7 protein-coding genes, 14 tRNA genes, 3 rRNA genes and 1 riboswitch are annotated in these 14,175 nt (G+C 45.4%); of the genes, 20 read left to right on the top strand and 4 right to left on the bottom strand.

The genetic code is table 11. The annotated features are described in order from the left end of the window. Nucleotides 1-202 precede the first annotated feature (202 nt). Both MHI20_RS08025 and MHI20_RS08020 read left to right on the top strand, forming a co-directional pair. Nucleotides 203-733, top strand: coding sequence for a hypothetical protein (locus MHI20_RS08025; RefSeq protein ID WP_017367919.1), 531 nt, complete (start codon nucleotides 203-205; stop codon nucleotides 731-733). Nucleotides 734-744: 11 nt separating this feature from the next. After that, nucleotides 745-2,292, top strand: a complete 1,548-nt coding sequence (locus MHI20_RS08020; protein ID WP_008344044.1) for a flotillin family protein — start codon at nucleotides 745-747, stop codon at nucleotides 2,290-2,292. Nucleotides 2,293-2,323: 31 nt separating this feature from the next. Here MHI20_RS08020 and ftsW read toward each other — a convergent pair whose 3' ends face one another. The 3 genes from ftsW to MHI20_RS08005 are packed head-to-tail and all read right to left on the bottom strand — an operon-like array spanning nucleotide 2,324 to nucleotide 5,291. Beyond that, nucleotides 2,324-3,457 carry a putative lipid II flippase FtsW gene (ftsW, locus tag MHI20_RS08015; RefSeq protein ID WP_414642632.1) on the bottom strand — a complete coding sequence of 378 codons (1,134 nt, stop codon included), beginning with the start codon at nucleotides 3,455-3,457 and terminating at the stop codon, nucleotides 2,324-2,326. 5 nt (nucleotides 3,458-3,462) lie between these two features. Beyond that, nucleotides 3,463-4,617 (bottom strand): rod shape-determining protein RodA, encoded by a 1,155-nt coding sequence (gene rodA, locus MHI20_RS08010; RefSeq protein WP_340937487.1) that lies wholly within the window; start codon nucleotides 4,615-4,617, stop codon nucleotides 3,463-3,465. 14 nt (nucleotides 4,618-4,631) lie between these two features. Next, entirely contained in the window at nucleotides 4,632-5,291 is a 660-nt protein-coding gene (locus tag MHI20_RS08005; protein WP_056702377.1) for a DUF1232 domain-containing protein, read from the bottom strand. Nucleotides 5,292-5,440: 149 nt separating this feature from the next. Between MHI20_RS08005 and MHI20_RS08000 the strand changes: the two genes are divergently transcribed. Beyond that, nucleotides 5,441-5,995 carry a GNAT family N-acetyltransferase gene (locus MHI20_RS08000; protein ID WP_024719667.1) on the top strand — a complete coding sequence of 185 codons (555 nt, stop codon included), beginning with the start codon at nucleotides 5,441-5,443 and terminating at the stop codon, nucleotides 5,993-5,995. A gap of 241 nt (nucleotides 5,996-6,236) precedes the next feature. Here the strand turns inward: MHI20_RS08000 and thiT are convergent, their stop codons facing one another. Beyond that, complete coding sequence (gene thiT / locus MHI20_RS07995) at nucleotides 6,237-6,812, bottom strand: energy-coupled thiamine transporter ThiT (protein WP_007500615.1); 576 nt, start codon at nucleotides 6,810-6,812, stop codon at nucleotides 6,237-6,239. Between the two features lie 97 nt (nucleotides 6,813-6,909). Next, nucleotides 6,910-7,012, bottom strand: a riboswitch (TPP riboswitch). Nucleotides 7,013-7,450: 438 nt separating this feature from the next. Here thiT and MHI20_RS07990 point away from each other — a divergent pair. The 17 genes from MHI20_RS07990 (at nucleotide 7,451) to MHI20_RS07910 (ending at nucleotide 14,160) form a co-directional block, all read left to right on the top strand. Continuing rightward, nucleotides 7,451-8,999 (top strand): 16S ribosomal RNA (locus tag MHI20_RS07990). Between the two features lie 182 nt (nucleotides 9,000-9,181). Continuing rightward, nucleotides 9,182-12,112 (top strand): 23S ribosomal RNA (locus MHI20_RS07985). A gap of 61 nt (nucleotides 12,113-12,173) precedes the next feature. Further along, nucleotides 12,174-12,289 (top strand): 5S ribosomal RNA (gene rrf / locus MHI20_RS07980). Together the 16S, 23S and 5S rRNA genes form the textbook arrangement of a ribosomal RNA operon. Nucleotides 12,290-12,847: 558 nt before the next feature. Next, nucleotides 12,848-12,923 (top strand) — tRNA-Val (locus MHI20_RS07975). Between the two features lie 33 nt (nucleotides 12,924-12,956). Next, nucleotides 12,957-13,032, top strand: a tRNA-Thr gene (locus tag MHI20_RS07970). A 37-nt stretch (nucleotides 13,033-13,069) separates the two neighbouring features. Further along, nucleotides 13,070-13,145 (top strand) — tRNA-Lys (locus MHI20_RS07965). A gap of 7 nt (nucleotides 13,146-13,152) precedes the next feature. After that, nucleotides 13,153-13,235: transfer RNA gene (locus MHI20_RS07960), tRNA-Leu, on the top strand. Between the two features lie 30 nt (nucleotides 13,236-13,265). Further along, nucleotides 13,266-13,337, top strand: a tRNA-Gly gene (locus MHI20_RS07955). A gap of 12 nt (nucleotides 13,338-13,349) precedes the next feature. Continuing rightward, a tRNA-Leu gene (locus tag MHI20_RS07950) sits at nucleotides 13,350-13,435 on the top strand. A gap of 11 nt (nucleotides 13,436-13,446) precedes the next feature. Continuing rightward, nucleotides 13,447-13,523, top strand: a tRNA-Arg gene (locus tag MHI20_RS07945). 7 nt (nucleotides 13,524-13,530) lie between these two features. After that, nucleotides 13,531-13,607: transfer RNA gene (locus MHI20_RS07940), tRNA-Pro, on the top strand. 8 nt (nucleotides 13,608-13,615) lie between these two features. Then, nucleotides 13,616-13,688, top strand: a tRNA-Ala gene (locus MHI20_RS07935). Nucleotides 13,689-13,714: 26 nt separating this feature from the next. Next, nucleotides 13,715-13,788: transfer RNA gene (locus tag MHI20_RS07930), tRNA-Met, on the top strand. A 4-nt stretch (nucleotides 13,789-13,792) separates the two neighbouring features. After that, nucleotides 13,793-13,869, top strand: a tRNA-Ile gene (locus tag MHI20_RS07925). Nucleotides 13,870-13,876: 7 nt separating this feature from the next. Beyond that, nucleotides 13,877-13,969: transfer RNA gene (locus MHI20_RS07920), tRNA-Ser, on the top strand. Between the two features lie 22 nt (nucleotides 13,970-13,991). Next, a tRNA-Met gene (locus MHI20_RS07915) sits at nucleotides 13,992-14,068 on the top strand. A gap of 15 nt (nucleotides 14,069-14,083) precedes the next feature. Then, nucleotides 14,084-14,160 (top strand) — tRNA-Asp (locus MHI20_RS07910). Nucleotides 14,161-14,175: the final 15 nt, after the last annotated feature.

Here is a 14,175-nt window from a genome sequence, read left to right as displayed (position 1 = left end):
TCTCACCTCAAGATCAAATTTTATCATACTGGTACAAGACAATCATTCTTTAGCTATCCGAGAAATCCTTTAATGAATTGTGATGAAAAATGAAACCTTTACAAAAGTGGTTCGTATTACCTGTTAGAAGGAATACACTTGGATGTGAGCATAGTCTAAATGAATGAAAGGCTGCTCATTTCATAAAGAAAGGGTGAGGAAGATGGATGTGTTTGGGCTGCCTCTTCAGACGCTGTACTTATACATATTGATGGTATCAGGAATCCTGACGCTTGTTTTCGTCTTTTTTGGCGATGTATTTGATGGATTGTTTGAAGCGATTCCTGTCCCGTTCCTTCAACCAACATTGATCCTCGCATTTCTTACCTTTTTCTCGGCTGGAGGATTTATCTCTGAAAAAACAGCAATTGTAGGAAGTGGACTTGGCGCCGTATTATCTGCCATCCTCGCAGTGGTTCTCGTTACTTGTTTACATGTATTTGTCTTAGTCCCGCTTTCCTCTGCTGAAGAATCTCTTTCATATACGGAGGCCGACCTAAAAGGAAGAACTGGGGAGATCATTGTATCTGTACCAAAAGATGGGTTTGGAGAAGTGCTGTTAATTAGTAACAGCGGAAAAATCTCAAAGCCTGCCGTCAGTTTCGACGAAGAGGAGATTCCATATGGAACCCGGGTGCTGGTCGTCGAAGTGAACAAAGGCGTGTTATCTGTTATACCAAATGAAGAAATCTAGGAGGGAATGCTATGCCAGGAACAACCATATTAATTATTATTGGAATTGTGCTTGTGATTCTCATTGCACTTATTGGTGTATTTGTTTCGAAATACCGGACAGCTGGTCCAGATGAAGCATTAATCGTCACAGGAAGTTACCTCGGAAGTAAAAATGTCCACGTGGATGAAGGTGGAAACAAGATTAAGATTGTAAGAGGTGGAGGTACCTTTGTACTCCCTGTTTTTCAACAAGCAGAGCCGCTCAGCTTACTATCTAGCAAGCTAGATGTTTCAACGCCTGAAGTCTATACTGAACAGGGTGTACCGGTCATGGCGGATGGAACGGCCATCATTAAAATTGGCGGATCAATTGAAGAAATCGCCACTGCGGCAGAGCAGTTTTTAGGGAAAACAAAAGAAGATCGTGAAAATGAAGCAAGAGAAGTACTAGAAGGACACCTTCGCTCCATTTTAGGGTCAATGACAGTTGAAGAGATTTATAAAAACAGAGAGAAATTTTCTCAAGAAGTACAGCGTGTCGCTTCTCAAGATCTAGCGAAAATGGGTCTTGTCATTGTATCGTTTACAATCAAAGATGTCCGTGATAAAAATGGCTATTTAGAATCACTAGGTAAACCTAGAATTGCTCAAGTGAAACGCGATGCAGATATTGCGACAGCAGAAGCAGATAAAGAGACACGTATCAAACGTGCAGAAGCAGATAAAGATGCGAAGAAATCTGAGCTTGAGCGTGCCACTGAAATCGCTGAAGCAGAAAAAATCAATGAGCTGAAAAGAGCAGAATTCAGACGTGAACAAGATACAGCAAAAGCAAGCGCTGACCAAGCGTACGATCTTGAAACAGCTCGTAATCGTCAGCACGTAACTGAACAAGAAATGCAAGTCAAAATCATTGAACGTCAGAAGCAAATTGAATTAGAAGAAAAAGAGATCCAGCGTCGTGAGCGTCAATACGATTCTGAAGTGAAAAAGAAAGCAGATGCGGACCGTTATGCTGTTGAGCAGTCGGCTGCGGCGGAAAAAGCGAAGCGTCTTGCAGAAGCAGATGCGAAGAAATACAGCATTGAAGCAATGGCAAAAGCAGAAGCAGAGAAAGTTCGGATTGACGGGCTTGCCAAAGCGGAAGCCGATCGTGCAAAAGGGGAAACAGAAGCAGAAGTCATTAGGTTGAAAGGACTTGCGGAAGCAGAAGCGAAAGAGAAAATTGCAGAAGCATTCGAACAGTATGGCCAAGCGGCGATTCTTGATATGATTGTGAAAATGCTACCTGAATATGCGAAACAAGTATCTGCTCCACTTTCTAACATTGATAAAATTACAGTTGTTGATACAGGTGGTAACGGGGAAGGCAGCGGCGCCAACAAAGTGACCGGCTATGCGACAAACCTTATGTCCAGTCTTCAAGAAAGTCTGAAAGCTTCCTCTGGAATTGATGTTAAAGAAATTATTGAGAATTTCTCTGGCAAAGGCAATGTGAAACAAAGCATCCAAGAACTGACGAATGAAATCAAACAGCCAAGAAAAAAAGAAATTGCTGATCGTCAAATAGAAGAATAAAAATCAAAAGACACCTTCTGATAGAGGGTGTCTATTTTACTTGGGGCACATGCCGGTGTCTTTTGATAGATGAAGAGAGATTCACAAGAATGCCTGCAGATATCATCATGAACACCAATGAAGATCCGCCGTAGCTAATAAAGGGAAGAGGAATGCCTGTAATGGGGAGAAGCCCAAAGACAGCTCCTAGATTAAAGGCTGCTTGAATCATAATTTGAAAAGTAAGCCCGATCGTTAATAGCTTTCCAAATGGATCTTGTAAACCTTGAACGATTCGAACGGCGCGATACATGATGAGTAGGTAGGCACCCATCACAAACAACAGCCCCATGATTCCCAGCTCTTCACTGATGATGGCCATAATAAAATCTGTATGGGCTTCAGGAAGAAATCCTAGTTTTTGAATACTTCCGCCTAAACCATTCCCGGTCAGTCCCCCTGAATCCATGGCGAGATAAGAATGGATCAGCTGATAACCATCTCCATCTTCATACATGAAAGGATCACGAAAAGAAGTGATCCGTTTCAAACGATAAGGAGCGGTCACAGCAAAAAAAGTGATCCCTGCCGCAGCCGTCGAACCTAGTAGAATGAGGTGGCGTGTTTTAAGTCCAGCACATAATAAGACGATACCGCAGCTCAATAAAATAGAAACTGCTGTACCTAAATCTGGCTGTTTTAAAATCAATAAAAAAGCTAGACTTAAAAGAAGAAGTGGAGGTAGTACTCCTTTTTTAAAGGATGTAATGTACGCTTGTTTCCTTGCATATACATAGGCAAAATAGATGATCATCACTAATTTCACAGCCTCAGACGGCTGGATGATCAGAGAGCCTAATTGAATCCATCGTTGTGAATTGTTTTTGACAACGCCGATTCCTGGAAGCAGGACAAGGATAAGACATAACAGTGACAGCATCACAAACCACCGAATCCATTTACGGTAAACTTGATATGGAACCAGGGCCGCAGCGATGAAAAAGAAGAATCCAATCAAAAGCCATTGCCACTGTTTCATGAAGAAGTAGCTACCCTGTCCATATTTTATTTCGCCTAAAGGATAACTCGCACTGTACACCATTAGTAATCCAAAGAAACAAAGACAAACAATCGTCCCAGCAAGAATGTGGTCGATTTTTTTTAGGTGAGAAAGAATCAATGACATCACCTTCAATCCCAGTTACGTCCAAACATGTAGGATGAGGACCTCAAATTGACACTAAACACAAGGCCAATGGCAATCATATTGGTTAAAAGCGCACTGCCTCCATAGCTGATAAAAGGAAGGGCAAGACCAGTCACAGGCATTAGCCCTACTGTCATCCCAACGTTTTGGAAGACTTGAAAAACGATCAGCCCAACCACTCCAGCACATATATAAAGCCCATAAAGGGTATTCGCATGCATTGCCACATGAATCATTCGATAGACCATCATAAGATATAAACAGATCAATAGGGAGGCGCCGATAAAACCAAACTCCTCGCCAATGACTGCAAATATAAAATCTGTATGGGCTTCAGGGATATTTCCCCCTTGTACTTGATTTCCTTTTGTATACCCGCTTCCTGATAATTGCCCTGACCCAATGCCAAGCATTGCTTGTTTCAGTTGATACCCATATGTCGAATCAAATTCATCTGGGGAGAGCCACCCATAAATGCGATCAAGCTGATGAGGTTTAATCACTTTTGTAAAGTGCTCAAAATGTTCATTGTGCAAGTAGGTCAAAAATGCAAGAAGCGCGAGAAAAGAAGCGATTAATGCAGCGATCATCTTACTTGAAATGCCTGACACAAGTATCAGTGTAAAAGCAATAGACAAGATCACAAGTGCCGTCCCCAAATCTGGCTGAATTAAAATCAGGAAAAAAGGAACAGCGGTCCAGCATATGATGTTCATTGTAGGAATCATGCTTTCTTTAAACGAAAAGCGCTGATGTTTGTATCGATTTAAAATAGCCGCTAACAGAAGAATGACAAAAATTTTCATAAATTCTGATGGTTGCACTTTCATGGGCCCCAAGCTGATCCATCTTTGGGAGCCATTTTGATTCGTGCCAAAAAAATGAACGAGAATGATGAGGAAGAGACCACCTGCAAATAATCGAAAAGATAACCGCTCAAGCAGTTCATAATCAAAGTAAGCAACTGCCGCCATAAGGCCAAAGCCGACGATATACCAGAAAACTTGTCTTTTGACGAAATAAAACATATCTTGCGTTTCATACTGTCCCGATCCGCTATACACAGCCAGTAGGCTGATCACAAAGAAGCAAATGACAGTGAATAATAATGCGAAGTCAATGCTGTTCTGTTTTTTCATGTCTCTGTCACCTGCTATGACCTATTTGTCAGCTGGTTTAATACGACCTGCACCGCTGCAGCGTCATCAATATAGCCGATCGGAAAAATATAATCTGGTATTAAATCAACGGGCATAATGAAGTAAAGTAATGCGCCTCCCATCAACATCAATTCTCGAGAAGTCCCCCGTCCGCTCATGAACGAGCAGTACATGCTTTTCAATTGATCAAGAAATGGCCCAACACCACTTATCGTATCTATCTTTTTTTCAAACTTTGCTGAGATCGTTTCTTTTCCCTCTTCTGATTGACTATAGGTCTCATATTCATTTAACTTCTGTTTCAATTCATTCTCGCTGAACGTCCCGTCATAGACATCATGATCTTTCAGCGTTCGCTCAATCTCTTCTACGGCTTGAATGAACGTATTACCGTGAACTCTTTCGTTTTTAATTGAAAATCCAGCCGTGGCCAATAGATGATCTAAAGAAATGTGTAGAGCATCTGAAAGCCGCTGTAAATGGTTCAAAGTCGGTGTTCTTTTTCCGTTCATGATTCTAGACAGTGTGGCTTTATCAATTTCTGTTTGTGTACTGAGTTCTCTTAATGAAAGAGAACGTATTTGCAGTTGTTCTTTTAAAAACTGCCGAAGCTCAGTTGTTTTAAATTCCATCTCTTTCTTCACCCTTTTCATAAAGTTCAACTCTTCAATAGAAGAAGTCGTACCCAATATATAGGGGTGTTGACAAAATGTCAACGAATATCCATTAAGGATTGAATTTTATAAAATAGCAACTTATCATATGAAACATAGAGTAAGAAATGGCTAAAAGGGGTGTGCAGATGAAGGTTAGACATGCAGTACATAATGATATTCCTAAAATTGCCGAAATTCATGTGAAGAGCTGGCAAACGACTTATCACGGCATTATTTCACAAGAGTATTTAGATGCTTTAAATGTAGAGGAGCGGGAAGAGAGCTGGAGAAGCAGGTCGCTTGAAGGCACGTTTGTCGCAGAGGATGCTGACGGAGTATTTGGTTTTGCTTCCTTCGGAAAACAGCGTGATGAGAGATATTCAATATATGATGGTGAGCTTTATGCCATCTATTTGTTGCAGAGAAAACAGAAATCAGGAGCGGGTATGGCTTTGATTGCAAAAGGTGTGGATTATTTAATAGAGAAAGGCTATCAGAATATGCTGCTCTGGGTATTTGAGCAAAATTCAGCGAAGCAATTTTATCAAAAACTTCAACCTAGTTTTGCCGTCACCAGCCAGTTCGAGCTGGCTGGTGAGAACCATGAAGAAATAGGGTATGGATGGGAACTGTCTGTCCTAAGCGATCATGTTCAACAAATTATATCGTCAGCTTCCAGTAATAATGAGAGAAAAAAGTAAAAAGGGTGGCGAGTAAAATATAAGATATAAAAGGAGAAGCCTCTACTTTACCTTTCATACCTGCTATTTTTAATGCCTCATAGAAACTGGCCAAAAAGTAGGCGAGACTGAGGATGTAACAGCACAGCATAATGGAGTAAGGATTCATTGTCGTACCTCCAGCATGAAATCTTCTACTATTAATAGATTCAATAGAGCAGCAAATTATGCATAAAAAAAATAACCCGCTGAAACAGCTGGGTTATTTTTGTCGAGGAAAAACCAAACGAGACGCACTAGGGATGAGTAAACAAAGAACAATACTACAAATGATAAATGAAGGAATCATATATGTGCTGTTATAAACTAGAGAATACACCCAGCCTGGCGTTCCCTTTGGTGCATAATGAGAAAAGAAAACAACACCTGAAATAAAGAACGTCAGCAGTCTGAAGAAACTGGCGACAAATACAGCTAGGATAATATAGAAGAATTGTTTCTTTCGCTTTTTATCCTGAATGGCTTTTTTAATTGATCCTGAGAATAGCCCGCTTAAACAAATCACAACAGATGCGACAAAGTAATCGAGAAATCCTTGTACAGGTGTAGCAATAATAGGATTGTTCATCAGCTGAAGTCCTGCGATTAACACACCGATGATAAATCCAGCAGATACGCCCCATCTAATGGACATGAGAATGACAGGAATCATGATCAGTGCAATTGACCCGCCGTTTGGCATTCTTAAAAAGAGACCTGATAAATAATCTAAAACAAGTGCAAGAGAAGTCATGATGGCGATCTCCATCAGTCGTACTAATTGATTTGATTGCTGCATAAAAAAATCCCCTTTTCACGAATTGTGCAAGGAGAGACCATGTCAGGATGAGTGTGTGATTCATAGAAAAACATATCGGCTTGAATACAATGCATGTATGCAAGTGATTCCACATTCCTACTTCAGTATTAACTGACAGGTTCAAAGGGTCAGAACAACGAATTGTTCACTCTCAGCACGAAGCTCCCCCTGCGGTTATTAAATTTCAATCTATTATAAATATACTAAAGACCTACAGGATCAACAATAGTGAATTATGGAGTTAAGTCCTTTTTGTACGAATATATAGGAAGAGATCAGGAAAAATAAATTATTTAGAAAAAATACTTGTTTCTTCTTTTAAAAGGTGTTATATTTGTATTCGCCGCTGAAACAGCGCGGTTGAGAAATAACATTCAAGAAAAAAGTTGTTGACTTCATCTTGATAGAATGTTATATTAATAAAGTCGCCTCTGAGCGATAACGAAGATGATCTTTGAAAACTAAACAAGACAAAACGTACCTGTTAATTCGAGTTTTTATAAAAAAATCCTATGATACATCATAGGTAGTCAGTCAAACGCTGACGAGGCAGGAAATGATCACATGCTAAGTTCGCTACATCGTGTAGCAACGCATGTGTGATATGCATCCTGCATACCTCGGAGAGTTTGATCCTGGCTCAGGACGAACGCTGGCGGCGTGCCTAATACATGCAAGTCGAGCGGACAGAAGGGAGCTTGCTCCCGGATGTTAGCGGCGGACGGGTGAGTAACACGTGGGTAACCTGCCTGTAAGACTGGGATAACTCCGGGAAACCGGAGCTAATACCGGATAGTTCCTTGAACCGCATGGTTCAAGGATGAAAGACGGTTTCGGCTGTCACTTACAGATGGACCCGCGGCGCATTAGCTAGTTGGTGAGGTAACGGCTCACCAAGGCGACGATGCGTAGCCGACCTGAGAGGGTGATCGGCCACACTGGGACTGAGACACGGCCCAGACTCCTACGGGAGGCAGCAGTAGGGAATCTTCCGCAATGGACGAAAGTCTGACGGAGCAACGCCGCGTGAGTGATGAAGGTTTTCGGATCGTAAAGCTCTGTTGTTAGGGAAGAACAAGTGCAAGAGTAACTGCTTGCACCTTGACGGTACCTAACCAGAAAGCCACGGCTAACTACGTGCCAGCAGCCGCGGTAATACGTAGGTGGCAAGCGTTGTCCGGAATTATTGGGCGTAAAGGGCTCGCAGGCGGTTTCTTAAGTCTGATGTGAAAGCCCCCGGCTCAACCGGGGAGGGTCATTGGAAACTGGGAAACTTGAGTGCAGAAGAGGAGAGTGGAATTCCACGTGTAGCGGTGAAATGCGTAGAGATGTGGAGGAACACCAGTGGCGAAGGCGACTCTCTGGTCTGTAACTGACGCTGAGGAGCGAAAGCGTGGGGAGCGAACAGGATTAGATACCCTGGTAGTCCACGCCGTAAACGATGAGTGCTAAGTGTTAGGGGGTTTCCGCCCCTTAGTGCTGCAGCTAACGCATTAAGCACTCCGCCTGGGGAGTACGGTCGCAAGACTGAAACTCAAAGGAATTGACGGGGGCCCGCACAAGCGGTGGAGCATGTGGTTTAATTCGAAGCAACGCGAAGAACCTTACCAGGTCTTGACATCCTCTGACAACCCTAGAGATAGGGCTTTCCCTTCGGGGACAGAGTGACAGGTGGTGCATGGTTGTCGTCAGCTCGTGTCGTGAGATGTTGGGTTAAGTCCCGCAACGAGCGCAACCCTTGATCTTAGTTGCCAGCATTCAGTTGGGCACTCTAAGGTGACTGCCGGTGACAAACCGGAGGAAGGTGGGGATGACGTCAAATCATCATGCCCCTTATGACCTGGGCTACACACGTGCTACAATGGACAGAACAAAGGGCTGCGAGACCGCAAGGTTTAGCCAATCCCACAAATCTGTTCTCAGTTCGGATCGCAGTCTGCAACTCGACTGCGTGAAGCTGGAATCGCTAGTAATCGCGGATCAGCATGCCGCGGTGAATACGTTCCCGGGCCTTGTACACACCGCCCGTCACACCACGAGAGTTTGCAACACCCGAAGTCGGTGAGGTAACCTTTATGGAGCCAGCCGCCGAAGGTGGGGCAGATGATTGGGGTGAAGTCGTAACAAGGTAGCCGTATCGGAAGGTGCGGCTGGATCACCTCCTTTCTAAGGATATATGGAGCAGCGTACGTTTTTCGTCTTGTTTAGTTTTGAAGGATCATTCCTTCAAACATGTCTCTAGCGAGACAGGATTGTTCTTTGAAAACTAGATAACAATAAGTAATACATTCACATTGAATGCAATGCAAAGTTCATCACACATAGTGATTCTTTCTAAAGTAAGAAATGGTTAAGTTAGAAAGGGCGCACGGTGGATGCCTTGGCACTAGGAGCCGATGAAGGACGGGACGAACACCGATATGCTTCGGGGAGCTGTAAGCAAGCTTTGATCCGGAGATTTCCGAATGGGGAAACCCACTGCTCGTAATGGAGTAGTATCCATACTTGAATACATAGAGTATGAGAAGGCATACCCGGGGAACTGAAACATCTAAGTACCCGGAGGAAGAGAAAGCAAATGCGATTCCCTGAGTAGCGGCGAGCGAAACGGGAACAGCCCAAACCAAGAGGCTTGCCTCTTGGGGTTGTAGGACACTCTATACGGAGTTACAAAGGAACGATATAAGCGAAGAGGTCTGGAAAGGCCCGCCAAAGAAGGTAACAGCCCTGTAACTGAAATGTTGTTCTCTCCAGAGTGGATCCTGAGTACGGCGGAACACGTGAAATTCCGTCGGAATCCGGGAGGACCATCTCCCAAGGCTAAATACTCCCTAGTGACCGATAGTGAACCAGTACCGTGAGGGAAAGGTGAAAAGCACCCCGGAAGGGGAGTGAAATAGATCCTGAAACCGTGTGCCTACAAGTAGTCAGAGCCCGTTAACGGGTGATGGCGTGCCTTTTGTAGAATGAACCGGCGAGTTACGATCCCGTGCAAGGTTAAGCAGAAGATGCGGAGCCGCAGCGAAAGCGAGTCTGAATAGGGCGCATGAGTACGTGGTCGTAGACCCGAAACCAGGTGATCTACCCATGTCCAGGGTGAAGTTCAGGTAACACTGAATGGAGGCCCGAACCCACGCACGTTGAAAAGTGCGGGGATGAGGTGTGGGTAGGGGTGAAATGCCAATCGAACCTGGAGATAGCTGGTTCTCTCCGAAATAGCTTTAGGGCTAGCCTCAAGGTAAGAGTCTCGGAGGTAGAGCACTGATTGGACTAGGGGCCCCTACCGGGTTACCGAATTCAGTCAAACTCCGAATGCCGATGACTTATCCTTGGGAGTCAGACTGCGAGTGATAAGATCCGTAGTCGAAAGGGAAACAGCCCAGACCGCCAGCTAAGGTCCCAAAGTATACGTTAAGTGGAAAAGGATGTGGAGTTGCTTAGACAACCAGGATGTTGGCTTAGAAGCAGCCACCATTTAAAGAGTGCGTAATAGCTCACTGGTCGAGTGACTCTGCGCCGAAAATGTACCGGGGCTAAACGTATCACCGAAGCTGCGGACTGTTCTTACGAACAGTGGTAGGAGAGCGTTCTAAGTGCAGTGAAGTCAGACCGGAAGGACTGGTGGAGCGCTTAGAAGTGAGAATGCCGGTATGAGTAGCGAAAGACGGGTGAGAATCCCGTCCACCGAATGCCTAAGGTTTCCTGAGGAAGGCTCGTCCGCTCAGGGTTAGTCGGGACCTAAGCCGAGGCCGAAAGGCGTAGGCGATGGACAACAGGTTGATATTCCTGTACCACCTCCTCACCATTTGAGCAATGGGGGGACGCAGGAGGATAGGGTAAGCGCGGTATTGGATATCCGCGTCCAAGCAGTTAGGCTGGGAAATAGGCAAATCCGTTTCCCGTGAAGGCTGAGCTGTGATGGCGAGCGAAATTTAGTAGCGAAGTTCCTGATTCCACACTGCCAAGAAAAGCCTCTAGCGAGGTGAGAGGTGCCCGTACCGCAAACCGACACAGGTAGGCGAGGAGAGAATCCTAAGGTGATCGAGAGAACTCTCGTTAAGGAACTCGGCAAAATGACCCCGTAACTTCGGGAGAAGGGGTGCTTCTTAGGGTGTTAAAGCCCCGAGAAGCCGCAGTGAATAGGCCCAGGCGACTGTTTAGCAAAAACACAGGTCTCTGCGAAGCCGTAAGGCGAAGTATAGGGGCTGACGCCTGCCCGGTGCTGGAAGGTTAAGAGGAGCGCTTAGCGTAAGCGAAGGTGCGAATTGAAGCCCCAGTAAACGGCGGCCGTAACTATAACGGTCCTAAGGTAGCGAAATTCCTTGTCGGGTAAGTTCCGACCCGCACGAAAGGCGCAACGATCTGGGCACTGTCTCAACGAGAGACTCGGTGAAATTATAGTACCTGTGAAGATGCAGGTTACCCGCGACAGGACGGAAAGACCCCGTGGAGCTTTACTGCAGCCTGATATTGAATGTTGGTACAGCTTGTACAGGATAGGTAGGAGCCTTGGAAACCGGAGCGCTAGCTTCGGTGGAGGCATCGGTGGGATACTACCCTGGCTGTATTGACCTTCTAACCCGCTGCCCTTATCGGGCAGGGAGACAGTGTCAGGTGGGCAGTTTGACTGGGGCGGTCGCCTCCTAAAATGTAACGGAGGCGCCCAAAGGTTCCCTCAGAATGGTTGGAAATCATTCGCAGAGTGTAAAGGCACAAGGGAGCTTGACTGCGAGACCTACAAGTCGAGCAGGGACGAAAGTCGGGCTTAGTGATCCGGTGGTTCCGCATGGAAGGGCCATCGCTCAACGGATAAAAGCTACCCCGGGGATAACAGGCTTATCTCCCCCAAGAGTCCACATCGACGGGGAGGTTTGGCACCTCGATGTCGGCTCATCGCATCCTGGGGCTGTAGTCGGTCCCAAGGGTTGGGCTGTTCGCCCATTAAAGCGGTACGCGAGCTGGGTTCAGAACGTCGTGAGACAGTTCGGTCCCTATCCGTCGCGGGCGCAGGAAATTTGAGAGGAGCTGTCCTTAGTACGAGAGGACCGGGATGGACGCACCGCTGGTGTACCAGTTGTTCTGCCAAGGGCATCGCTGGGTAGCTATGTGCGGACGGGATAAGTGCTGAAAGCATCTAAGCATGAAGCCCCCCTCAAGATGAGATTTCCCATTCCGCAAGGAAGTAAGATCCCTGAAAGATGATCAGGTTGATAGGTCTGAGGTGGAAGCGTGGTGACACGTGGAGCTGACAGATACTAATAGATCGAGGACTTAACCTATATTCTAATGTGAAAAATGAACATTGTTATCTAGTTTTGAGAGAACATTCTCTCCATCAGGTTTGGTGGCGATAGCGAAGAGGTCACACCCGTTCCCATACCGAACACGGAAGTTAAGCTCTTCAGCGCCGATGGTAGTTGGGGGTTTCCCCCTGTGAGAGTAGGACGCCGCCAAGCTTTTCAAAGGATCAGTTCCAGTCGGAACTGGTCTTTTTTGTGCTGTTTGAAAGAAGATCACCTTGATTCATATGTTGTATAAATCAGGTTGTTTTAATTCACTATAAGTGTGGAGATGCTCTAAATCAACGTGAAAGTCTGTGAAGCATGTTCACTTTTAAGTATGGAGAAAAGTAATAGAGAGAAAGAATAGCAGGTGTATAGATGCCTGATACAAATTCATTCATTTAAATGGAGTTGTATAAGTCTATTTTATTGAAATCAAAACATTCATTGCGTTTACCAGTTGAAATAAAGAAATATCTATATCATTAAAGTATAAAAATTGAAAGGCTACTGATATTTTTAAAGGATTTACTCGTTTTTAAAGAGAATATAGAGAAGAGAAATACAGCTGTTAATCGCTGAATTGAAGCTATTTTGACTGGTAACATCAACATCATCTGTTAAAAGAAATACGTCATGAAAAATGAAATAAAATTTTTTTAATATAGCCTTTACAAATGAGTAAAACCTGTATATAATAATCTTTGTCGGATCGAGAGATTCCTACATAGTGGAGGATTAGCTCAGCTGGGAGAGCATCTGCCTTACAAGCAGAGGGTCGGCGGTTCGAGCCCGTCATCCTCCACCATATTTATTCTTACATAATGTTAGGATAGATAAAGCCGGTGTAGCTCAACTGGTAGAGCAACTGACTTGTAATCAGTAGGTTGGGGGTTCAAGTCCTCTTGCCGGCACCACTTTCATATGGTAAGATAGACAAGTCGCTTTAAAAGCGAGCCATTAGCTCAGTTGGTAGAGCATCTGACTTTTAATCAGAGGGTCGAAGGTTCGAGTCCTTCATGGCTCACCATTTTCATGCGGGTGTGGCGGAATTGGCAGACGCGCTAGACTTAGGATCTAGTGTCTTTATGACGTGGGGGTTCAAGTCCCTTCACCCGCATTGCCAAACAACATAAAGAAATCCTGTAATGCGGAAGTAGTTCAGTGGTAGAACACCACCTTGCCAAGGTGGGGGTCGCGGGTTCGAATCCCGTCTTCCGCTTATACCATCCACGCCGGGGTGGTGGAATTGGCAGACACACAGGACTTAAAATCCTGCGGTAGGTGACTACCGTGCCGGTTCAAGTCCGGCCCTCGGCATTATAAAATAAGCGCCCGTAGCTCAATTGGATAGAGCGTTTGACTACGGATCAAAAGGTTAGGGGTTCGACTCCTCTCGGGCGCGCCATTAAGATCGGGAAGTAGCTCAGCTTGGTAGAGCACTTGGTTTGGGACCAAGGGGTCGCAGGTTCGAATCCTGTCTTCCCGACCATCTTTTATGGGGCCTTAGCTCAGCTGGGAGAGCGCCTGCCTTGCACGCAGGAGGTCAGCGGTTCGATCCCGCTAGGCTCCACTTTTTAAAAGATTATTTTATATCATGGCGGTGTAGCTCAGCTGGCTAGAGCGTACGGTTCATACCCGTGAGGTCGGGGGTTCGATCCCCTCCGCCGCTATAAAGGACCTTTAGCTCAGTTGGTTAGAGCAGACGGCTCATAACCGTCCGGTCGTAGGTTCGAGTCCTACAAGGTCCACCATCTATACGGAGGAATACCCAAGTCCGGCTGAAGGGATCGGTCTTGAAAACCGACAGGGGTGTCAAAGCCCGCGGGGGTTCGAATCCCTCTTCCTCCGCCATATTTTTAAAAAATGATATCATCGCGGGGTGGAGCAGTTCGGTAGCTCGTCGGGCTCATAACCCGAAGGTCGCAGGTTCAAATCCTGCCCCCGCAACCAAATTTTTTCTCTAATGGTCCGGTAGTTCAGTTGGTTAGAATGCCTGCCTGTCACGCAGGAGGTCGCGGGTTCGAGTCCCGTCCGGACCGCCATTTTCAAATGAATAC

Origin of the sequence: Bacillus sp. FSL K6-1106 (assembly GCF_038005245.1) — a bacterium.
Lineage (GTDB): Bacteria > Bacillota > Bacilli > Bacillales > Bacillaceae > Bacillus > Bacillus altitudinis.
Note: the sequence above shows the minus strand (reverse complement) of the source record. Positions and strands in the feature narration are given on the sequence as shown.